Origin of the sequence: Sphingomonas sp. (assembly GCF_965248875.1) — a bacterium.
Taxonomy (GTDB): Bacteria; Pseudomonadota; Alphaproteobacteria; order Sphingomonadales; family Sphingomonadaceae; genus Sphingomonas.
In genome coordinates this window covers 365,789-385,990 of sequence record NZ_CBDFKR010000011.1, presented here as the reverse complement: position 1 = coordinate 385,990, position 20,202 = coordinate 365,789, and the positions used below count along the sequence as shown (strand labels likewise).

General features: G+C 67.7%; 22 protein-coding genes and 1 tRNA gene. 19 read left to right on the top strand and 4 right to left on the bottom strand.

Annotated elements, in window-relative coordinates:
- Window positions 1-113 precede the first annotated feature (113 nt).
- The 7 genes from uppS to fabZ all read left to right on the top strand — a co-directional run bounded on the left by uppS (window position 114) and on the right by fabZ (window position 8,027).
- Window positions 114-824 (top strand): polyprenyl diphosphate synthase, encoded by a 711-nt coding sequence (gene uppS, locus ACP2AD_RS08765; RefSeq protein ID WP_425229689.1) that lies wholly within the window; start codon window positions 114-116, stop codon window positions 822-824.
- Window positions 821-1,672 carry a phosphatidate cytidylyltransferase gene (locus ACP2AD_RS08760; protein WP_425229688.1) on the top strand — a complete coding sequence of 284 codons (852 nt, stop codon included), beginning with the start codon at window positions 821-823 and terminating at the stop codon, window positions 1,670-1,672. The genes uppS and ACP2AD_RS08760 overlap by 4 nt, the downstream gene beginning before the upstream one ends.
- Window positions 1,673-1,679: 7 nt before the next feature.
- Window positions 1,680-2,834: a 1-deoxy-D-xylulose-5-phosphate reductoisomerase gene (gene dxr, locus ACP2AD_RS08755; RefSeq protein WP_425229687.1), complete on the top strand. Its 1,155-nt coding sequence runs from the start codon at window positions 1,680-1,682 to the stop codon at window positions 2,832-2,834.
- Window positions 2,831-3,964: a M50 family metallopeptidase gene (locus ACP2AD_RS08750; RefSeq protein ID WP_425229686.1), complete on the top strand. Its 1,134-nt coding sequence runs from the start codon at window positions 2,831-2,833 to the stop codon at window positions 3,962-3,964. Before dxr ends, ACP2AD_RS08750 begins: the two co-directional genes overlap by 4 nt.
- A gap of 137 nt (window positions 3,965-4,101) precedes the next feature.
- On the top strand, window positions 4,102-6,861 hold the full coding sequence (gene bamA, locus ACP2AD_RS08745; RefSeq protein WP_425231133.1) for an outer membrane protein assembly factor BamA: 2,760 nt from the start codon (window positions 4,102-4,104) through the stop codon (window positions 6,859-6,861).
- Complete coding sequence (locus ACP2AD_RS08740; protein WP_425229685.1) at window positions 6,861-7,526, top strand: OmpH family outer membrane protein; 666 nt, start codon at window positions 6,861-6,863, stop codon at window positions 7,524-7,526. Before bamA ends, ACP2AD_RS08740 begins: the two co-directional genes overlap by 1 nt.
- 51 nt (window positions 7,527-7,577) lie before the next feature.
- A complete protein-coding gene (gene fabZ, locus ACP2AD_RS08735) occupies window positions 7,578-8,027 on the top strand; it encodes a 3-hydroxyacyl-ACP dehydratase FabZ (protein WP_425229684.1) in 450 nt (149 codons plus the stop codon).
- On the opposite strand, the gene ACP2AD_RS08730 is transcribed toward fabZ, so the two are convergent.
- A complete protein-coding gene (locus tag ACP2AD_RS08730) occupies window positions 7,993-8,424 on the bottom strand; it encodes a hypothetical protein (protein WP_425229683.1) in 432 nt (143 codons plus the stop codon). The two genes, fabZ and ACP2AD_RS08730, sit on opposite strands and share 35 nt — an antisense overlap.
- Window positions 8,425-8,559: 135 nt before the next feature.
- On the opposite strand from ACP2AD_RS08730, the gene rpmE reads away from it, so the two are divergent.
- From rpmE to ACP2AD_RS08715, 3 genes are all read left to right on the top strand, one after another.
- Window positions 8,560-8,793, top strand: coding sequence for a 50S ribosomal protein L31 (rpmE, locus tag ACP2AD_RS08725; RefSeq protein ID WP_425229682.1), 234 nt, complete (start codon window positions 8,560-8,562; stop codon window positions 8,791-8,793).
- 84 nt (window positions 8,794-8,877) lie between these two features.
- Complete coding sequence (locus ACP2AD_RS08720) at window positions 8,878-9,159, top strand: PilZ domain-containing protein (protein WP_425229681.1); 282 nt, start codon at window positions 8,878-8,880, stop codon at window positions 9,157-9,159.
- 69 nt (window positions 9,160-9,228) lie between these two features.
- Complete coding sequence (locus ACP2AD_RS08715) at window positions 9,229-9,933, top strand: DUF6445 family protein (protein WP_425229680.1); 705 nt, start codon at window positions 9,229-9,231, stop codon at window positions 9,931-9,933.
- Between the two features lie 102 nt (window positions 9,934-10,035).
- On the opposite strand, the gene ACP2AD_RS08710 is transcribed toward ACP2AD_RS08715, so the two are convergent.
- Window positions 10,036-10,125 (bottom strand) — tRNA-Ser (locus ACP2AD_RS08710).
- Window positions 10,126-10,230: 105 nt separating this feature from the next.
- Between ACP2AD_RS08710 and ACP2AD_RS08705 the strand changes: the two genes are divergently transcribed.
- The 9 genes from ACP2AD_RS08705 (at window position 10,231) to mazG (ending at window position 18,363) form a co-directional block, all read left to right on the top strand.
- A complete protein-coding gene (locus tag ACP2AD_RS08705; RefSeq protein ID WP_425231132.1) occupies window positions 10,231-11,256 on the top strand; it encodes a lytic murein transglycosylase in 1,026 nt (341 codons plus the stop codon).
- A 13-nt stretch (window positions 11,257-11,269) separates the two neighbouring features.
- Entirely contained in the window at window positions 11,270-11,623 is a 354-nt protein-coding gene (locus ACP2AD_RS08700) for a septal ring lytic transglycosylase RlpA family protein (RefSeq protein WP_425229679.1), read from the top strand.
- 69 nt (window positions 11,624-11,692) lie between these two features.
- On the top strand, window positions 11,693-12,850 hold the full coding sequence (locus ACP2AD_RS08695) for a D-alanyl-D-alanine carboxypeptidase family protein (protein ID WP_425229678.1): 1,158 nt from the start codon (window positions 11,693-11,695) through the stop codon (window positions 12,848-12,850).
- 9 nt (window positions 12,851-12,859) lie between these two features.
- On the top strand, window positions 12,860-13,825 hold the full coding sequence (locus tag ACP2AD_RS08690) for a DNA polymerase III subunit delta' (RefSeq protein ID WP_425229677.1): 966 nt from the start codon (window positions 12,860-12,862) through the stop codon (window positions 13,823-13,825).
- Window positions 13,826-13,887: 62 nt separating this feature from the next.
- Complete coding sequence (gene metG, locus ACP2AD_RS08685) at window positions 13,888-15,438, top strand: methionine--tRNA ligase (protein WP_425229676.1); 1,551 nt, start codon at window positions 13,888-13,890, stop codon at window positions 15,436-15,438.
- A complete protein-coding gene (locus tag ACP2AD_RS08680; protein WP_425229675.1) occupies window positions 15,438-16,217 on the top strand; it encodes a TatD family hydrolase in 780 nt (259 codons plus the stop codon). Before metG ends, ACP2AD_RS08680 begins: the two co-directional genes overlap by 1 nt.
- Complete coding sequence (locus ACP2AD_RS08675; protein WP_425229674.1) at window positions 16,214-16,978, top strand: MBL fold metallo-hydrolase; 765 nt, start codon at window positions 16,214-16,216, stop codon at window positions 16,976-16,978. The genes ACP2AD_RS08680 and ACP2AD_RS08675 overlap by 4 nt, the downstream gene beginning before the upstream one ends.
- Window positions 16,975-17,583, top strand: a complete 609-nt coding sequence (locus ACP2AD_RS08670) for a retropepsin-like aspartic protease family protein (RefSeq protein ID WP_425229673.1) — start codon at window positions 16,975-16,977, stop codon at window positions 17,581-17,583. Before ACP2AD_RS08675 ends, ACP2AD_RS08670 begins: the two co-directional genes overlap by 4 nt.
- A 72-nt stretch (window positions 17,584-17,655) precedes the next feature.
- Complete coding sequence (gene mazG, locus ACP2AD_RS08665) at window positions 17,656-18,363, top strand: nucleoside triphosphate pyrophosphohydrolase (protein WP_425229672.1); 708 nt, start codon at window positions 17,656-17,658, stop codon at window positions 18,361-18,363.
- Here mazG and hflX read toward each other — a convergent pair.
- Together hflX and hfq are read right to left on the bottom strand one after the other, a co-directional pair.
- Window positions 18,344-19,651, bottom strand: a complete 1,308-nt coding sequence (gene hflX / locus ACP2AD_RS08660) for a GTPase HflX (RefSeq protein WP_425229671.1) — start codon at window positions 19,649-19,651, stop codon at window positions 18,344-18,346. The two genes, mazG and hflX, sit on opposite strands and share 20 nt — an antisense overlap.
- Window positions 19,648-20,202, bottom strand: coding sequence for an RNA chaperone Hfq (gene hfq, locus ACP2AD_RS08655; RefSeq protein ID WP_425231131.1), 555 nt, complete (start codon window positions 20,200-20,202; stop codon window positions 19,648-19,650). Before hfq ends, hflX begins: the two co-directional genes overlap by 4 nt.

The following is a 20,202-nucleotide window of genomic DNA, read 5'->3' as shown; positions in this document are numbered from 1 at the left end:
CTCTTCACCCCTCCCCTTCAGGGGAGGGGCCGGGGGTTGAGCCTCTCGGTCGGGCGAATGGCTTAAGGCACCACCCCACCCCAACCCCTCTCCTGAAGGGGAGGGGTTAGCCGATGGCCACCGCGCTTGCGCCGCAGCCGGCCCCTATCCCCCGCCACATCGCCATCATCATGGACGGTAACGGGCGCTGGGCGAAGCGGCGGCATCTGCCGCGGCTGGCGGGGCATCGCGCCGGTGTTGAGGCGGTGCGCCACGTGACGCGTGCGGCGCGGGCGATGGGGATCGAGGCGCTGACGCTTTACGCCTTTTCGTCGGAGAACTGGCGGCGGCCCGAGGCGGAGGTCGGCGACCTGATGGGGCTGTTGCGGCTGTTTATCCGCTCCGACCTGGAGGAGCTGGTCCGCGAGAATGTCAGGTTGAAGGTGATCGGCGATTTCCGCCGCTTCGCCCCCGACCTGGTGGCGATGGTCGACGATGCGGTGGCGCGGACCGCGCGCAACACCGGGCCGATCCTGGCGATCGCGCTCAATTATGGCGCGCAGGCGGAACTGGCGGCGGCGGCGCGGCGGCTGGCGGCCCGGCTCAGCCCGGAGGAGATCGACGAGGCGGCGATCGAGGCGGAACTGGAGACGCGCGAGCTGCCGCCGCTCGACCTGCTGATCCGGTCGTCGGGGGAACAGCGGCTGTCGAACTTCCTCCTGTGGCAGGCGGCCTATGCCGAGCTGCTGTTCGTCGACACGCTGTGGCCCGATTTCGGCGCGGACGAGCTGGCCGAGGCGGTGGCGGCGTTCGGACAGCGGCAGCGGCGCTACGGCGGGCTGTGAGCGGCGAGGCCAAGCCCAAGTCGGACCTGCCGGTGCGCGCGGCGGTGGGGGTGGCGCTGATCGTCGTCGCGCTGGTGGCGGTGTGGTTCGGCGGTGCGGCCTATTGGCTGCTGGTGACGGTCGCGGCGCTGTTGATCGTCGATGAATGGGGCAATCTTCACGGTGCTAGTCAGCGGGCGAAGCGGCTGGCGCAGTTCGCGCTGTTCGTACCGCTGGTGACGATGGCGCCCGCCTGGATCATCGGCGAGACGCGCGACTTCTTCACGCTGGGACTGCTGGCGGGCGCGGCGTTCTTCGTCGTCATCGTCACGCGCCAGCCAAAGCTTGCGCTCGGCGTCCTCTATGCCGGGCTGCCGGTGCTCGCGCTGGTCGTGGTGCGCCGACAGCATGGCGTGCTGGCGTTCGGCGGGCATCGCCTAGGCGAGGGCCTGACCTATACGGTGTGGGCGCTGGCGCTGGTGTGGGTGACTGACATCGGCGCTTATTTCGCGGGACGGACGATCGGAGGCCCGAAGCTGTGGCCTGCGGTCAGCCCCAACAAAACCTGGGCGGGGCTGATCGGCGGCGTCGTGGCGGCGAGCCTATTCGCGGTCGCGATGCACTTTCATGCCGGGCTGCCGCTGCGGCTGACGCTGGCGACGCCGGTGCTGGCGGTGCTGGCGCAGGGCGGCGACCTGTACGAGAGCTGGCTTAAACGGCGGGCCGGGGTCAAAGATTCGGGCAGGCTGCTGCCCGGACATGGCGGAGTGATGGACCGGCTTGACGGACTGGTGCCGGTAGCACCGGTGGCGGCGGTGCTGGTCGTGCTGCCCAGCCTGCTGCGCTATCTGCACGCGCAGTTCGGGTGAGCTGGCGGTGAGGAGCGTAACGGTGCTGGGCGCGACCGGGTCGGTCGGGCGCTCGACGCTCGACCTGGTGGAGCGTGCGCCCGACCGTTTCCGGGTGCGGGCGCTGACCGCCAATTGCGATGTTGACGCGCTGGCCGTGGCGGCGCGGCGGACGCGCGCGGGGCTGGCCGTGGTCGCCGATGAGGCTTGCCTCCCGGCGCTGCGCGAGGCGCTGGCCGGGAGCGGCGTCCGCGCGACGGGGGGGCGTCATGCGGTGATCGAGGCTGCGGCGGGCGCCGACTGGACAATGGCGGCGATCGTCGGCTGTGCGGGGCTGGAACCCGTCATGGCGGCGATCGCGGGCGGCGGCACGGTGGTGCTCGCCAACAAGGAGCCGCTGGTCTCGGCCGGCGAGCTGGTGCTGGCCGCCGCGCGCGCGTCGGGCGCCACGCTGCTCCCCGCCGACAGCGAGCACAACGCGATCTTCCAGTGCTTCGATTTCGCCCGTCCGGAGCGCGTGCGCCGGATCGTACTGACCGGCAGCGGCGGGCCGTTCCGCGACTGGACGCGCGAGGCGATGCGCAATGCCACCCCCGAACAGGCGGTGGCGCATCCGAACTGGTCGATGGGGGCCAAGATCTCCGTCGACAGCGCAACCCTGTTCAACAAGGGGTTGGAGCTGATCGAGGCGGCGCGGCTGTTTCCGGTGCCGCCGGACGCGATCGAGATCGTCATCCACCCGCAATCGGTGATCCACAGCCTCGTCGATTATGTCGACGGGTCGATGCTGGCGCAGCTGGGGCCGAGCGACATGCGGGTGCCGATCGCGCACACGCTGGCCTGGCCGGACCGGATGCCGACGCCGATGGCGCCGCTCGACCTGGTCGCGCTGGGGCGGCTGGACTTCGCGGCGCCCGACGCGGCGCGCTTCCCAGCGCTCGGCCTGGCGCGCGCGGCGCTGGTCGCGGGCGGCGCGCGGCCGGCGATCCTCAATGCCGCGAACGAGGTCGCGGTCGCGGCGTTCCTGCAGCGGCGGATCGGCTTTCTTGAAATCGCCGCAATCGTCGCTGATACGCTGACGCGCTACGACCCGCCCGCGCCCGCCACGCTCGACGCCGTGCTAGCGGTCGACACGGAGGCGCGGGCGTTGGCCGGAGAGCGCGTGAAGGATTGCGTTTCTTGATCCACTCCCCCGGCCTCGCGCTGACGATTGTCGCATTCCTGTGCGTCATCGGCCCGCTCGTCTTCGTGCATGAGATGGGGCATTATTGGGCGGCGCGGCTGTTCGGGGTGAAGATCGACGCCTTTTCGATCGGGATGGGACGCGAGGTCGGTGGCTGGACCGACCGGCGCGGCACGCGGTGGAAGCTGGGCTGGGCGCCGATCGGCGGCTATGTCCGCTTCGCGGGCGACATGAACGCGGTATCGCAGCCGACCGTCGAGTGGCTGGCGCTGCCCGCGGGCGAACGCGCCCGCACCTTCCAGGCGAAACCGGTGTGGCAGCGCGCGATCATCGTCGCGGCGGGGCCGTTCGTGAACTTCCTGCTGGCGATCCTGATCCTCGCGGGCTTTGCGATCGGCTATGGCGACAGCCGAACGCCCGCGGTGGTCGGCGGCGTCGAGGCCCACAGCGGGGCGGCGGCGGCGAGGCTGCAGGCGGGGGACCGGATTACGGCGCTCGGGGGCCGCGAGACGGAAGTGTTCGGCGACTTGGCGCAGTATCTTCAGATACGCCCCCACGAACAGGTGCGCGTCGACTTCGTACGCGGCGGCCGTGCGCAAAGCGTGCAGGCGACGGTCGGGGCGGACACCCTGGTCGATCGCTTCGGCAACCGCACCGAAATCGGCCTACTCGGCATCGCCCCGCCGCCAGCGGTAGTCGTACCTGTCGGCTTGGCGCAGGCGCCCGTCGTCGCCGTTCGGCGCACCGGCGAGGTCCTGCGCTTGATGATCGACACCATCGGTCAGATCGTGACCGGTCAACGCTCGTTGAAGGATATGGGCGGCCCCTTGCGCATCGCCAAGGCGTCGGGCGAGCAGATGTCGCAGGGGCCACAGGCGTTCGTGGCGTTGATCGCCCCGGTCTCCATCAATCTGGGGTTCATCAACCTGCTGCCAGTCCCGATGCTGGATGGCGGCCACCTGTTCTTCTACGCGATCGAGGCGATCCGGCGAAGACCCGTGGGGCCGGAGGTGATGGAATGGGCGTATCGCGGCGGTCTGGCCGCGCTGCTCGCCCTGATGCTGCTGGTGACCGTTAACGATCTCGGCTCCTTCGGCTTGTGGCACAGGCTGGCCGGGCTGGTCGGCTGAAGATTGATAAGCGGGGCAGAATAGGGCAGGGGGCGCGGCTTGGGCCGCGAGGGCTTTCTTTCCACGCGGGTTGGGGTTTTTTGGTGGCATTTTCGAAGCTTTCTACGCCCGGCGCGCGCTCCGTCGCGACGCTGCTGATGACCAGCACGGTGCTGGTGAGCATCCCCGTGCCCCTCTATGCACAGACCGGCGCCGGCGGCGCGCCGCGGGCAGGACAGGCGCGGCGCGGCGCGCCGCCCGCCGGGCGTCCAGGCAATCTGAGTGTTCCCGCCACTGCGCGCGCGGAACAGCTGCCTGCACCCAATCCCGCCGCGCCGCGGCCGGTTACCGACCCCGCCGCCCGCACCATCCGCACACTGCGCGTCGAGGGGGCGCAGCGGATCGAGCCGGAGACGGTGCTGTCCTACACCCGCCTGCGCGTCGGTGTGCCATACAATGCAGAGACGCTCGACCAAGCGTTGAAGGACCTCCAGGGGTCCGACCTGTTCGCCGACTTCTCGATCTCGGGTGTCGAGAGCGGCGACATCGTGCTGCGCGTGCGCGAAAACCCGATCATCAATCGCGTCATCTTCGAGGGCAACCGCGCGCTCAAGACCGACAAGATCCAGAAGGAAGTGAAGCTCGCGCCGCGGCAGATCTTCACTCGCTCGGCGGTGCGCGCCGACGTTGCACGGATCGTCGAGCTGTACCGCCGCCAGGGCCGCTTCGCCGCCGTCGTCGAGCCGCAGATGGTCAGCCTCGATCAGAACCGCGTCGACATCGTTTTCTCAATCACCGAGGGCGCCAAATCCAAGGTCCGCCAGATCAACATCATCGGCAACCACGTCTTCTCCGCCGACCAGCTGCGTGGCCAGATGGCGACCAAGCAGGCGCGCTTCTTCCGCCTGCTCTCGTCGGGCACCAGCTACGATCAGGATCGGCTAAACTACGATCAGCAGAAGCTGCGGCAGTTTTACCTGACACATGGCTATGCCGACTTCCGCGTCGTCTCAGCGGTCGCCGAGCTGACGCCGGACAAGCGCGACTTCATCATCACCTATGTGGTGGAGGAGGGTCAGCGCTATCATTTCGGCGGCGTCACGGTGGACTCCGAGATTCGCGATTTCGACAACACGCGGCTGGCGGCGACGCTGCCAGTCAAAGCCGGCGAATGGTACAACGCCAAGCTGGTCGAGGATTCGATCGACCAGCTGAGCGAGGCGGCCGGGCTGTTCGGCTACGCCTTCACCGACGTCAGCCCGGAATACACGCCTGATCGCGAACATCTGACGATGACGATCAACTTCCACATCGCGCAGGCCCAGCGCACCTATGTGGAGCGCGTCGAGATCAACGGCAACACGCAGACCCAGGACAAGGTGATCCGCCGCGAGATCAGGCTGGCGGAAGGCGACGCCTTCAACAGCTTTCAGGTCAAGCGGTCGCAGGATCGCATCAATTCGCTGGGTTTTTTCCAGGACAAGTTCGAAATCCATCAGACGCCTGGCTCCGCGCCCGACCGCGTCGTGCTCGAAGCGAATGTCGAGGAGAAGTCGACCGGCGAGCTGCAGCTGTCTGCTGGTTACTCGAGCCTGGAAAAATTCATCATCCAGGCGAATATCACCCAGCGTAACTTCCGCGGGCGGGGCCAGGAGCTGCGGCTGGGGGTGAACTATTCGAGCTATTCCAAGTCGATTGAGGCCGGCTTTACCGAACCTTATCTGTTCGACAAGAATGTTGCGCTTGGGATCGACGTTTTCCGGCGCGACTACAACGCATTCAATTACGTCGGCAACCAGCGCCAGACGACGTACACGCAGGTGTCGACCGGTTTTCAGGCGCGGGTCGGCGTACCGCTGACCGAATATTGGTCGCTGTCGGGTCGGTACGGACTGTCTTATGACGAAGTCGGGCTGGACCAGAGCACCTATTTCACCAACGGCCAGTGTGATCCGCTCAAGGCCGGGCGTTATCTGTGCGAGGCGTTGGGCAATCGCTGGACGTCGTCGGTCGGCTTCTCGCTGATCAACGACAGCTTGAACAGTCGCCTCCGGCCGACTGCCGGGTCTCGCTTTTCGCTGGGCGCCGACTTTGCCGGGCTTGGCGGCGACGTGCGCTATTTCCGCGCGATCGGCAATTATGCGCGGTACAAGGACATCGGCAGCGGGTTCATCGCATCCGTCAACCTGGAGGGCGGCTTCATCCGCTCGCTCGAGGCGAGCCGCGGGGTTGGCGTTGACCGGGTGCGGATCACCGACCGGTTTTATCTCGGCGAGCCGCAGTTCCGGGGCTTCGACATTCGCGGGGTCGGGCCGCGCGTGCAGCGGATCGGCTATACCACCGATGCGAATACTGGCGCGCAGGTGCTGGTCACCGACCGCGACCAGATCGTCGACGATGCGTTGGGTGGGCGGGCCTATTATCTCGGCCGACTGGAGGTGGAGCTACCGCTCGGCTCGGGCGCGCGCGAGCTGGGCCTGCGGCCGTCGGTCTATGTCCAGGCTGGCTCGCTGTTCGGGATCACCCGGCCGTTGCCGACCGCCACCTTCCCTGTCGTCAACGGCGTGGTGCAGCCGATCGTGACACCCGTGCTGGATAGCTCCGGCCGGCAGCTGTATGTCGTTGACGCGGCAGACACGACCAATGCCGGGCTGTTGACGACCTGTCAGACCGGCTATTCGGCGACGCTGGGCGGCGCCTGTGCCGGCACCTCGACCAACACCGCTTACGCCACGACGACCAGCCCGTTCCTCGAGCGTTTCCTCGGCAACTCGGCCCGGCCGCGCCTGTCGGTCGGGTTCGGGGTCAACTGGAACTCCCCCTTCGGCCCCTTGCGCATCGACGTCGCCAAGGTGCTGCTGTCGCAACCGGGTGACGACAAGAAGCTCGTCACCTTCAACGTAGGAACGCAGTTCTGATGACCAAAATCGCCAAGATCATGCTCGCCGCCGCGCTGGTCGCGCCCGGCGCCGTCGCCGTCGCGCCCGCCAGCGCGCAGGTCGGCGGGGTCGCCGTCGCCGATCCGCAGGGCGCGGTCGCCAACAGCCATGCGTGGCAGGCGGCACGGACGCAGATCCAGACCACGTACGCAGCCCAGCTCGCACAGGCCGAGACGCGCAGCCGCGCGATCCAGGCCGAGCTCGCGCCGATGGTGACTGCGTTCCAGACCGCGCAGCGCGCGCCCAACGCCAATCAGGCGGCGCTGCAGACGCAATATACCGCGATCCAGACCAAGCAGCAGACCGGCCAGCAGGAGCTGGCGCGGATCACCGCTCCGGCCGAGCGGGCGCAAGCCTATGCAGTGGAGCAGATCCAGGGGCATCTGGGCGAGGCCGTCCAGAACGTCGTGCGCGCGCGCAATGTCAACCTGCTGATCTCGCCGCAGGCGGTCTTGTTCCTGCAGCCGACCGCGGACATCACGCCCGCGATCACGACCGAGCTCGACCGGCTGGTCCCGACCGTCAGCACCGCGGTGCCGGCAGGTTGGCAGCCCGGCCAGCAGCAGGCGCCCGGTACGGCGCCGGCGCCCGGAACCGCGCCTGCGCCCGCGACGACGCCTTCAACGCGCAGCAACGGCCGCTGAGCCACGCTGCCGGTGAGCGAGGGATCGAATAGCGGCGGGGGCAGAGCGCCGATGGGCGCGCTTGATATCGGGCGCGTCATGACGGCGCTGCCGCACCGCTATCCGATGCTCCTCGTCGATCGGGTGGAGGAGCTGATCCCCGACGAGCGGATTGTCGCGATCAAGGCCGTCTCGATGAACGAGCCGTTCTTTCAGGGTCACTTCCCCGGCCGCCCGATCATGCCGGGCGTTCTCCAGGTGGAGGCGCTGGCGCAGGCGGCGGGGGTGCTGGCAGTGGAGAGCCTGGGCCTCGCCGGCACGGGCAAGCTGGTCTATTTCATGTCGATCGACGGCGTGAAGTTCAGGAAGCCGGTCGAGCCGGGCGTGCTGCTCCGGCTGGAGGTGTCATTCCTTCAAAAGCGCGCGCGCGTCTGCAAGTTCGCGGGTCGTGCGTTGCTCGACGGCCACATCACGGCCGAGTGCGAGTTCACCGCGATGATTGCGGACCCGCCACAGGGCTAGCGTCCTTCGTCTGCGTGGCAGCCGGGGTGGCGTCCGTCTCGGGCCTCTGCCCGGCCGGCGCGGGTTGCAGCGGCATCGGCGCCCCGGCAAGCGTGATGACGGGTGGCTGGATCTGCGCGACCTTTGGGGCCGGATGATGCGCGCCCCTTGACGGCGCCTTTGCCGACGCCCCCGATGCGACCAGCGCCGCCGCAGCGAGCACGGACGCGACCGGCACCCGGTAGCTCACGCAGATGTCGCCGTCGCATCGCCGCAGCAGCGCCGCGCGCTCGGCGTCACTCAGATCGGTGATGTCGTGGACCTGCTGTCCGCAGACACGGCACCAGTCGCCGTCCATTACCGCCGACAGCTCGGCCTGATAGGGGCAGGGGCGTCGGAAGCTCGGGAACAGCGGCATGGCGTCTCTCCTATATGGCACAGTATAACATGACCGATTACGTATGGCCAGCCGGTTGCCGCAGCCGGCTGCCTCTGCTAGGCGCGCGCCTTCCGTTCGAGGCTGGTCGGAACCAGCCACCCCAGGAGCTTACCCATGAAGGCCGAAATCCACCCCGACTATCACCTGATCAAGGTTCAGATGACCGATGGCACCGTGTACGAGACCCGCTCCACCTGGGGGAAGGCCGGTGACACAATGACCCTGGAGATCGATCCGCTGGCGCATCCCGCCTGGACCGGCGGCCGCGGCACGATGCTCGATCAGGGTGGTCAGGTCGCACGCTTCAACAAGCGCTTCGGCGGGGGGCTGACGCTGAAGGGCCGCTGAGCCGGATCGTCGGCGTCGCTAACGCGGCGTTTACCATCGGCGGCTAGGCTCCACGCCATGTTTGCCGCGGAATATGAACCAGCCGTGCTCGACCGGCGCCGGAGCCCGCGGGCCCCGGTTTCGCTGGACGCGCGACTGGGCCGCGGCGGACTGGAACGTGCGCTGTGCAAGGTCGTCGACCTGTCGATGCACGGTGCGCGCGTGCAGAGCTATTCGGGGATGAAGAAGGGCAGCACCATCTGGCTGACTCTGCCCGGCATCGCGCCAGTTGCCGCCGACGTGATGTGGGCGGAGGATTATGTCGCGGGCTGCCAGTTTCGCGTGCCGCTGACGGTGGAGCAGTTCGAGGGGCTGCTGGAACGGTAAGGCAGGGCGTCGCGCGCCGTTTCTTCGGATACGGCTCTGGCGGGAAATGTTGCGGCTCGGTCGACCGCGATGCAGAAGGCACGCGTGACGCCCTCCCTTGCCCTTGTCGGAGCATGTTCCAGTCCGATCCTGGTGATTGACGGCTTTGACGGTGATCCATTGAGGGTCGTGGTGACCGCCGCTGCGCTCAGCCCTTTCCCGAGCGCAGAGGGCACCTATTATCCGGGCCTGCGGAGACCTCTGACACGAGAGGACAAGACGGCCTGGCGTTATGTCGAGCGCTCCGTCCGAGCGGTCGCGCCATTCGTCGGTCGCGCGTTTGGTGTTGCGGCGTTCGACCTGCTGGCCGCCAGCTTCTCTATCGTGACCAGCTTACCCGCCACGCTTTCGCCGGTTCAGCGCATTCCGCACTTCGACTCCGCCAACCCCAAAGTTTTGGCGATGCTGCATTATCTGGGCGGCACGACCGGCACGGGCACCGCTTTCTATCGGCAACGATCGACCGGCATCGAGATGGTCGACGAGGAAAACCGCGCGGCTTTTATCGCTGCCGCCAGCCCGGCGAGCGCCAGTGCAACGGGCTATATCAACGCTTCGGACAATCATTTTGAGCAAATCGCATTCGTGCCAGCGAAACCGGACAGGTTGGTCGTTTATCAAAGCGCCCTGCTTCATTCCGGCATCATACCGGCCGACCTTCCGTTCTCGGCCGATCCGAGCGTCGGCCGATTGACGGCCAATTTCTTTCTCGAGCTTGCCGATCGCCACCAGTAGGGGAGGGGTACGCCCCGGCCACATCCGGCCCTGGGCGCGATCGCATGGCGTTCAGGGCCTTATGCGGCCGCATCGTCTCGATCGGCCGGATGCGGAAATCGGTGGCGGAGCGGGTGGGATTCGAACCCACGGTGGACTTGCACCCACGGCGGTTTTCAAGACCGCTGCCTTAAACCACTCGGCCACCGCTCCGGTGTCAGCGCCCTAGGGCCGCCGCGGCGCTGCGTGCAAGGGGCGCGACGAAAGGGGTTCGCCGCGCGGCGCCGCCATGGCAAAGCTGCGGCCATGTGGGGATGGATGAAAACGGGGGCGATGGCGGCGCTGCTGGCGATGGCCGGCGGCGCATGGGCGCAGGAAGACCCGCCGCGAGGAGACACCGCGTTCCAGGCGTATCTGGGCGATCTGCGCGCGCAGGCGATCGCGGCGGGCGTGCGACCGGCGACCGTGGATGCGGTGCTGCCGACGCTGACGCTCGACCCGCAGGTGATCCGTAACGACCAGGCGCAGCCAGCGCCGGTCAATACCGACCGGTTCAGCCCCTTCGCGCCGTATCGGGCGCAGCATCTGACCGCTGGCCTGATCGCGGGTGGCCGCCGGGTCTGGGCGGCACAGCGTTACCGGCTGACGGCAGTCGAGCGCGAGACGGGCGTGCCCGAGGCGATCACGGTTGCGATCTGGGGGCACGAGACGAGCTACGGCGTCGTCACCGGGCGTTACGACCTGCTCCGCAGCCTGGCGACACTGGCCTATGAAGGCCGACGGCGGACGCTGTTTGCGGGTGAGTTCGTCGCGACACTCCGGATGCTGGAGCGCGGCGTCCCTCGCGAGCGGCTGCGAGGGAGCTGGGCGGGCGCGTTTGGGGGGCCGCAGTTCCTCCCGTCGGTCTATCTGCGCCTGGCGCGGGACGCCGATGGCGATGGGCTTGCCAATCTCTGGAACAGCGACGCCGACACGCTGGCGTCGATCGGTGCCTATCTGCAGGATGCCGGATGGCGCGCTGGGCAGCCCTGGGGCCTCGCGGTCGGGGTGCCGCCGGGGTTCGACCGGACGAGCTTCCGCTCGCGCCTGCTCGCCCCGCGCTGTCCGCGAGTGTTCGTGCGGCATTCGGGATGGCGGACGATGGCGGAGTGGCGGGCGGCCGGCCTGGTCCCTCAAAATCGCGGCTGGCCCGCCGATGACGTCATGGCGACACTGATCGAGCCGGACGGCGAGGGCGCGACCGCCTATCTGCTGACGAGCAATTATCGCGCGATCCTCGACTATAATTGCTCCAATTTCTACGCGCTGTCGGTCGGGCTGCTGGCGGATGCGGTCGAGGGCTAGTCTTGCGGCAGCGGTGCTGGCGCTGACGGCGTGCGGCGGTGGCCGCGAGCACCTGCGCGCGCCAGCCACGGCGATGCGGTATGACGAGACCGGCATCGCAAGCTGGTACGACGCTGCCTTTGCCGGACGGCCGACGGCGTCGGGCGAACGCTTCGACCCGGCGGCCATGACCGCCGCGCACCGGACGCTGCCGTTCGGCACGTTCGTCCAGGTGACGGCGCTGACCACCGGCCGGTCGGTGGTGGTGCGGATCAATGATCGTGGTCCGGGACGCCGCGACCGGCTGATCGACCTGTCGCGCGGGGCGGCAGGGCGGCTGGGCATGCTCGACGGCCTGGCGCGGGTGCGGGTGCGCACGATCCGCTGAGCTTCGCGCGTGACGCCGCCGCACCGCATGGTTAAGGCCATGGCGTCTGCCGAAGCACACGGACCTGTCATGACCCGCTACCTCGCCGCTCCCCTCGCGATCGCGCTGCTCGTCGCGCCCTCGACCGCCGCCGCGCCGCAATTCGCCGGCGCCGCGCCGATCGCGTTCATGGAGGACGTGTCGACCGGCGCGGTGCTCTACGCGCGCGACGCCGACCGCCGGATGCCGCCCGCGTCGATGGCGAAGATGATGACCGTCTACGTCGCCTTCGACATGATCAAGCGCGGGCAGCTGCGGCTCGACCAGACCTATAACGTCAGCCCCGACACCTGGCGGCAATGGCACGGGCCCGCGGCTGGATCGACCATGTTCCTGTCGGTCAACGAGAATGTCAGCGTCGAGAATCTGCTGAAGGGCATTGTCACCTTGTCGGGCAACGACGCCTGCGTGGTGCTGGCGCAGGGCGTGTCGGGGACCGAGCAGGCGTTCACCGACCGGATGAACGAGACTGCGCGGCGGCTAGGGCTCGCCAACAGCCATTTCGGCACGTCGAACGGCTGGCCAGACAATGGCGTCACCTATGTCAGCGCGCGCGATCTGGCAGCGCTGGCGACGGCGACGATCCGCGACTTTCCGGACCTATACCGGCGCTTCTACTCGCTGCGCGAGTTCACCTGGGGGCATACGCTCGGCAGCAACGCCGACATCACGCAGGCAAACCGCGACCCGCTGCTGGGGCATGTCGCTGGCGCCGATGGGCTGAAGACCGGGCATACCGACGAGGCAGGGTACGGGTTCACCGGCTCGGCCGAACAGAACGGACGGCGGCTGGTGATGGTGGTGGCTGGACTGCCGACCTTCGGCGCGCGGGCCGCCGAGTCGGTCAGCTTCATGAACTGGGGCTTTGCGGCGTGGCAGGCGAAGCCGATCGTCGCGGCGGGGCGGCATGTCGCCGACGCTGAGGTCCAGCTGGGCGACGCCCGTACCGTTGGGCTGGTCGCGTCTCAGGCGCTGAGCGTCGCGATCCCGTCGGGGGCGTCCCCGCCGCTGACCGCGCGCGTGGTTTACGAGGGGCCGCTCAAGGCGCCGCTGGCCAAGGGTGTTCATGTCGCCGACCTGGTGGTGACGAGCCCCGGCCTGCCCGAGCAGCGCTTGCCGTTGGTGACGGCGGCGGCGGTGGGAGAGGCAGGGTTCTTCCGCCGCGCTTGGACGGGGCTGTTTGGCTGACGTGACGCCGTGACGTCAATCGTCGGAAACACCGCCGCGCAGACGCAGTTCGCGGCCGCGCTGGCAGGAGGCGCGCTCCACCACGCCTGGCTGATCGCCGGGCCCCCGGGGGTGGGAAAGGGCAGCTTCGTGCGGGCGGCGGCGGCAACGCTGATCGGTGGCGGAGCGCAGCGCGACTCACTGATCGCCAGCCGCGGCCATCCAGACTATGTGCTGATCGAGCGTGAGCCGTGGACGACCGGGTCGACGCCGCGGGTGGTACCGCTCGACGAGCGCAAAGGCGACGAGCCGATCGCGCGGTCGATCCGCATGGCGCAGGTACAGGCGTTGGCGCCGAAGCTGGCGATGCGCCCGTCGTTCGGCGAACGCCGCGCGATCGTCATCGATGCGGTCGACGATCTGGAGCGCGGCGGGGCGAATGCGCTGCTCAAGAATCTGGAGGAGCCGCCGGCGGGGACGGTGTTCCTCTTGGTCAGCCATGCGCCCGGCGGGCTGTTGCCGACGATCCGGTCGCGGTGCCGGCTGCTACGCTTCGGGTTGCTGAACGAGGCCGAGGTCGGGCAGGTGCTGCGCGCCGTCGAGCCCGAGCTGGGCGACGCGGAGGTCGCGGCGCTGGCCGCGGCGGGGGAGGGGTCGCCGGGAAGGGCGCTGCGCTTCGCCGGGCTCGATGTGCGTGGGCTCGACCGCGCGATCACGGCGATCGCAGGCGACGGCGATCCCGACAATGCGCAGCGGAGTGCACTGGCGCGGTCGCTCGCCGGCAAGGCGGCGCAGGCGCGCTACGAGGCTTTCCTCGAACGCGTGCCCGCATTCATCGCACAGGCGGCGCGGCGGCGGAGCGGGGCAGCGCTGCAGGCGACCCTGGGCGCACATGCCCGGGCACGCGACGTGGCCGGCGCGGCGCTGGGCCTTAGCCTCGACGCGCAGGCGACGGTGTGGGAGATGGCGGGGGTGCTTGCCGGTTTGCCGCGCTAGCGGGGGGTGACACGCGCTGGCGGGGGTGACGGGGTGCAGCGGCCTCTGCTAGTCGCGTGATCATGGCCGAGCCCTTCTACGTCACCACGGCGATCAGCTACCCGAACGGCCGTCCGCATATCGGCCATGCCTATGAAGCGATCGCCGCCGACGCGATCGCCCGGTTCCAGCGGCAGGCAGGGCGTGACGTGCGCTTCCAGACCGGCACCGACGAACACGGCCTGAAGATGATGCAGGCGGCACGTTCTGCAGGGCTGGCGACAGCTGTTTATGCTGAACGGATGTCGTCACAATTCAAGGCGATGTGCGATCGTCTTCAGATCAGCTACGATCGATTCTTCCGCACGACGGACCCCGCGCATCACGCTGCCAGCCAGGCGATCTGGGCAAGAATGGCGGCGAATGACGACCTGTACCTGAGCCGCTACGAAGGATGGTATTCGGTACGCGACGAGGCGTTCTACGACGAGAAGGAGCTGACCGGGGAGGGCGAAGCGCGCCGATCGCCACAGGGCACGCCGGTCGAGTGGACGACGGAGGAAAGCTGGTTCTTTAGGCTGTCGAAATACCAGCAGCCGCTGCTCGACCTCTACGCCGCCAATCCCGATTTCATCCGGCCCGACAGCCGCCGAAACGAGGTGATGCGCTTCGTCGAGGGCGGACTGTCCGACCTGTCGGTGTCGCGGACCAGCTTCGACTGGGGCGTGCCTGTGCCGGGGTGTCCGGGGCATGTGATGTATGTCTGGGTCGACGCGCTGACGAGCTATCTGTCGGGCACCGGCTGGCCCGGGGAAACGCCGGACGCCCGTTTCTGGCCCGCCGACCTGCACCTGATCGGCAAGGATATCGTGCGCTTCCACACGGTCTACTGGCCCGCCTTCCTGATGAGCGCATCGCTTCCTTTACCTAAGAGCATATTCGGACACGGCTTCCTGCTCAGCCGGACGGGCGAGAAGATGTCGAAGACGGTGGGCAACGTCGTCGATCCCGACGCGCTGGCCGACGCCTTCGGGGTCGACGCGCTGCGCTATTTCCTGCTGCGCGAGGTCAGCTTCGGGCAGGACGGCAGCTATTCCCCAGAAGCGATCGTGACGCGGGTCAATGCCGAGCTTGCGAACGGCTTCGGTAATCTGGTCCAGCGGACATTGTCGTTGGTCGCCAAGAACCTGGAAGGCGCCTTTCCCGAACTGGGCAAGGTCGACGCTGCGGACGGCGTGCTGATCGAGGAGGTGGTGGTCGCCTGCGCCGGTTTCCGATCGGCGTTCGACGACCTGATGCTGTCGCAAGCGATCGAAGCATGGATGCGCGGGGTATTCGCGTGCAACGGGTACATTACCGCCGAGGAGCCCTGGGCGCTGCGCAAGACTGATCCGTCGCGGATGCATGCGGTGCTGGGAACGCTGCTGCGCGCGATCCGGATGCTGGCGATCACGATCCTGCCGGTGGTGCCGGAGGCGGCGGCCAAGGTGCTCGACCAGCTTGGCGCCCCAGCGCGCGATCACGCGGCGGTGGACGATGACGGCTGGTACGCGCGGACGGCGGCGGGCGGCTTCCGCATCGCCCCGCCGACGCCCGTCTTCCCGCGGCTCGAGCTGCCGGCGGAGCCCGTCTGATGCTGGCGGACAGTCACTGCCACCTGAATTACAAGGGCGTGGCCGAGGATCAGGCCGGCATACTGGCGCGGGCACGCGCCCGCGGTGTGACGGCGATGCTCAATATTGCGACGCGCGAGAGCGAATGGGATGCGGTGCTGGCGACCGCCGAACGGGAAGCGGACGTGTGGGCGACGGTGGGCGTCCATCCGCATGAGGCGGACCAGCACGCGCATGTCGATGCGGCCAAACTGGTCGCGCGCGCGCAGCATCCGCGCGTTGTCGGCATCGGCGAGAGCGGCCTCGACTATTACTACGATCATAGCGATCGTGCGCGGCAGCAGGTGAGCTTCCGCACCCACATCGTTGCGGCGCGCGAAGCCGGGTTGCCGATCGTCGTCCATACCCGCGATGCCGAGCAGGATACGCTGGGCATCCTCGCCGACGAACTGCGTCAGGGAGCGTTTGCGGGCGTCATCCATTGCTTCACGGGTACCGGAGCGTTCGCCGACAAAGCGCTGGAAATGGGCTTCTTCATCTCCATTTCCGGGATCGTGACCTTCAAGAGCGCGCGCGATCTTCAGGCGACGGCGGCGCGGCTGCCGGTCGAGCGGCTGCTGATCGAAACGGACGCCCCGTTCCTCGCGCCCGTGCCCCATCGGGGAAAGGCGGGCGAGCCGGCCTTTGTGGCCGACACGGCGGCCTTCCTTGCCAAGCTGCGCGGAGAGGACGTCCAAGAGCTGACGAGGCGGACCGCCAAAAACTTCCACACGCTGTTCAGCAAGACGGTTGCGGCGTGAAGGCCCGCATCCTCGGATCGGGTACCTCTTCCGGGGTGCCGCGGCTGGGGAACGATTGGGGAGCGTGCGACCCGGCCGAGCCCCGCAACCGGCGTACCCGTGCGTCGCTGCTGGTCGAGCAGGACGGCGTACGCGTGCTGGTCGACACTAGCCCTGACATGCGAGAACAGCTGCTGGCGGCGGATGTGGCGACGGTCGATGCGGTAATCTGGACGCACGACCACGCCGACCATCTGCACGGCATCGACGATCTTCGGCAGGTCTACCACGCCCTTGGCCGGCCGGTACGCGGGCTCGCCCGGGCGGAGACGCTGGCGGTGATCGGCAGACGATTTGGCTATGTCTTTGCTGGACGTGAGGGGTATCCGGCGACCGTGGCGGCACAGCAGCTGCCCGACCGGCTGCAGATCGGCGGGCTGACGATCCGTTGCGTCGATCAGCCGCACGGGAGCATCTCATCGGTCGGGCTGAGGTTCGAAGGAGACGGCAAGAGCATCGGCTATGCCACTGATTTCCATGATCTCACCCCAGCCATGCATGCGCTCTACACGGATCTCGACGTATGGATTGTCGATGCGCTGCGTCATGCGCCGCATCCGACCCATCCAACGGTAGCCTCGGTGCTCGATTGGGTGAGGGAGTTGCGGCCGCGGCAAACCGCGCTCATTCATATGGACAATTCAATGGACTATCGGACGGAGGCGGAAACGCTGCCCGCGGGGGTCGAGCCAGGCTATGACGGGCAGGAGTTCATGCCATGAACGACATTGGTCCGAACATCTGGATCTATGCGGCGCTGCTGGTCCTGCCGCTGTCGGCGCTTGTTGCGCGACGCGTGCCGTTTCTGCGGGTCGTCACCATGCTGGCGACCTGGGGCGCGTTGTTCACCATCCTGGCGCTGGTCGTTGCGCAACGCGAGCGGTTCGACCCCTATCTGGCGCGTGTCACCAGCGTGCTTCATCTGTCGGATCAGCAGGTCGAGGGCGCGGAGGTGCGAATCAGGATGAGCGGCGACGGGCATTTCTGGGCGGATGTCGACCTGAACGGCACACAGCGGCGGATGCTGATCGACAGCGGCGCGACGATCACCGCGCTGTCCAGCGGTACGGCAGCGGCAGCCGGCATTACACCGGAACGGCCGCTCTTTCCGATGGTGATCGAAACGGCCAACGGCCGGGTCTCGGCGAAGACCGCAACCGTGGCGACACTAAGGTTGGGCAACGCCGTGGCGCGCGATCTGCCGGTGGTCGTGTCGCCGGCCTTTGGCGAAACGGACGTGCTAGGGATGAATTTCCTGTCGAAGCTCAAAAGCTGGCGGGTGGAGGGACGGACCCTGATCCTCCAGCCCAACCATCCAGCTAATTAAACATAATGTGTATTATCGGACTCCGATGTGGTTGAGGAAGCGGGCTCCCCCATCGCGCGACTGACAGCGATCATGGCGCGGCTGCGCGACCCGGTCAGAGGCTGCGATTGGGATCTGGAGCAAAGCTGGGCTTCGATCGCACCGTATACGATCGAGGAAGCTTACGAGGTGGCGGACGCGATCGCACGCGACGACGCGGCGGACCTGAAGGACGAACTCGGCGATCTGCTGCTCCAGGTCGTTTTCCACAGCCGTATCGCCGAGGAAATCGGTGCGTTCACGCTTGCCGACGTCGCCACCGGGATCGCCAACAAGATGGAGCGCCGGCATCCCCATATCTTCGGCGACGCTGACGCGCTCGACTGGGAACGGTCGAAGGCGGCGGAGCGCGCGGCCAAGGGTGCGGCTGGCGCACTCGACGGCGTGGCGCTGGGATTGCCGGCGCTGTTAAGGGCGGAAAAGCTGCAGAAGCGCGCCGGGCGGGTCGGCTTCGACTGGCCTGATGCGAGCGGACCGCGCGCCAAGATCGACGAAGAGTTGCAGGAAGTTGAAGAAGCTTGCTGCGAAACTATCAAGGAAGAAGTCGGCGACCTGCTATTCGCAATCGTGAACTGGGCGCGACATCTGGGCGTCGACGCCGAGGCAGCGCTGCGGGCGGCTAATGGCAAGTTCGAGAAGCGATTCAGGGCGATGGAAGCCGATGCCGGAGCGGCCTTTGCCGGCCTGTCGCTGAACGATAAGGAAGGGCTGTGGAACGCCGTCAAGCATCGCGGCGGGTGAAGCGTTCATAGTCGGCGGGCGACAAGCGCACCTCGTAGCTTGTCTCCTCCTCCCCCGGCACCTGCATTAACACTTCGCCATGGGCATGCAGCCAGGCGGCACCCGCCCCGTCGGCGGCGCCCAGTACGACCGTATAGCGGCGGTGACCCGCCGTCAGATCGGTCGCGATGTGCCGGGTGAGGACGTCCACGCCCTCTCCCGTCAGCGCTGATACCGGTATTACATCGGTACGCCTGGCGGCGTCGGCGAGTAGCGCGTCGCGGTCTGCGGCGTCGATCAGGTCGAGCTTGTTCCACGCCTCGATCCGCGGGGTTTCAGCCGCGACGCCGATCTCTGCCAGCACCGCCTCAACGTCGGCGCGCTGAGCCTCGGTGTCCGGATGAGCGACATCGCGGACGTGGAGGAGCAGGTCGGCGGCGACCACCTCCTCCAGCGTCGCCTTGAACGCGGCGACCAACTGGGTCGGCAGGTCGGAAACGAAGCCGACGGTGTCCGACAGGATCGCCTTGTCCAGCCCCGGCAGGCTGATCTGGCGCAGCGTCGGATCGAGCGTCGCGAACAACAGGTTTTCCGCCATGACGTCAGCGCCGGTCAACCGATTGAAAAGCGTCGACTTGCCGGCATTGGTGTAGCCGACCAGCGCGATGACCGGCCAAGGCGCTCGCTGGCGCCGATCGCGGTGGAGACTACGCGTGCGGCTGACGCCCTCAAGCTCGCGGCGCAGGCGCGCCATGCGGTCGCGGATCAATCGGCGGTCGGCCTCGATCTGCGTCTCGCCAGGGCCGCCCAGAAAGCCGAACCCGCCGCGCTGACGTTCGAGATGGGTCCAGCTGCGCACCAGACGGCCGGCCTGATAATCCAGATGGGCCAGTTCAACCTGCAGCCTGCCCTCCGCGGTGGCGGCGCGTTCACCGAAAATTTCGAGGATCAGCCCGGTCCGGTCGATCACCTTGGCGTCGAGCGTCGTCTCCAGATTGCGCTGCTGCACCGGCGTCAGGGCGCCATCGAAGACGACGAGCTGTGCTTCTTCCTGCCGCACGCGAACCGCCAGCTCATCCGCCTGACCGGAACCGATCAGCGTCGCCGGGCGCGGCGCGCGGACGCGCAGCGCGACCCTGGCGGCGACGACAAGGCCGATCGCCGCGGCGAGCCCCGCCGTCTCCGCCAGCCGAGCGTCGGCATCGCGCGTCGCGTCGCCACGGTCGGGCAGGACGACCAGCGCACGGGCGCCGCGGGCGAACTCATCCTTGTCGCGATCGAACCCGCCGCTCGTCACCGGCAGGCTCAATCCGGGTCGCCATCGGGCTCGGCCTGCTCCTCGGCGAGATTGAGTGGACGGGCTGGCTGAATGGTCGACACCGCGTGCTTATAGACCAGCTGCGCCATACCCTCCCGCGTCAGCAGCATGCAGAACAGGTCGAACCCGGCGATATAGCCCTGCAGCATGACGCCGTTGATGAGGAACATCGTAACGCTTTCATCCGAGCGGCGGACGGCGTTGAGAAAAACATCTTGCAACAACGGCTTGCGCGCCGTTTCTGCGATCGGTCCCACGATCGCGTCGAGGTCGATCGAACCCGCCGGCATAATCGTCGAGATGGCGTGTTTGTAGATCAGCTGCGACTGCCCGTCGCGGCGCAGCAACACCGAAAAATTGTCGAACCAGGTGACGATGCCCTGCAGCTTGACGCCCTTGACCAAGAACATGGTAACTGGCGTCTTGGTCTTGCGAACGCCGTTGAGGAACAGATCCTGCAGCGAGCCCTGCTTGTCGGTCATCGCCTGTACCTTTCGTTCTTGGCGGGTCCATGCCCCGCGTCGCGCCGGTTCCGGCGTCAG

Excerpts from the sequence above, each read along its gene's own strand:
- ACP2AD_RS08740 (WP_425229685.1), top strand. The coding sequence starts at position 6,861 with ATGACCAAAATCGCCAAGATCATGCTCGCCGCCGCGCTGGTCGCGCCC.
- mazG (WP_425229672.1), top strand. The coding sequence starts at position 17,656 with ATGGCGCGGCTGCGCGACCCGGTCAGAGGCTGCGATTGGGATCTGGAG.
- ACP2AD_RS08705 (WP_425231132.1), top strand. The coding sequence starts at position 10,231 with ATGAAAACGGGGGCGATGGCGGCGCTGCTGGCGATGGCCGGCGGCGCA.
- ACP2AD_RS08715 (WP_425229680.1), top strand. The coding sequence starts at position 9,229 with ATGCAGAAGGCACGCGTGACGCCCTCCCTTGCCCTTGTCGGAGCATGT.
- ACP2AD_RS08670 (WP_425229673.1), top strand. The coding sequence starts at position 16,975 with ATGAACGACATTGGTCCGAACATCTGGATCTATGCGGCGCTGCTGGTC.
- fabZ (WP_425229684.1), top strand. The coding sequence starts at position 7,578 with ATGGGCGCGCTTGATATCGGGCGCGTCATGACGGCGCTGCCGCACCGC.
- ACP2AD_RS08695 (WP_425229678.1), top strand. The coding sequence starts at position 11,693 with ATGACCCGCTACCTCGCCGCTCCCCTCGCGATCGCGCTGCTCGTCGCG.
- uppS (WP_425229689.1), top strand. The coding sequence starts at position 114 with ATGGCCACCGCGCTTGCGCCGCAGCCGGCCCCTATCCCCCGCCACATC.
- ACP2AD_RS08680 (WP_425229675.1), top strand. The coding sequence starts at position 15,438 with ATGCTGGCGGACAGTCACTGCCACCTGAATTACAAGGGCGTGGCCGAG.
- ACP2AD_RS08730 (WP_425229683.1), bottom strand. The coding sequence starts at position 8,424 with ATGCCGCTGTTCCCGAGCTTCCGACGCCCCTGCCCCTATCAGGCCGAG.
- metG (WP_425229676.1), top strand. The coding sequence starts at position 13,888 with ATGGCCGAGCCCTTCTACGTCACCACGGCGATCAGCTACCCGAACGGC.
- bamA (WP_425231133.1), top strand. The coding sequence starts at position 4,102 with ATGACCAGCACGGTGCTGGTGAGCATCCCCGTGCCCCTCTATGCACAG.
- rpmE (WP_425229682.1), top strand. The coding sequence starts at position 8,560 with ATGAAGGCCGAAATCCACCCCGACTATCACCTGATCAAGGTTCAGATG.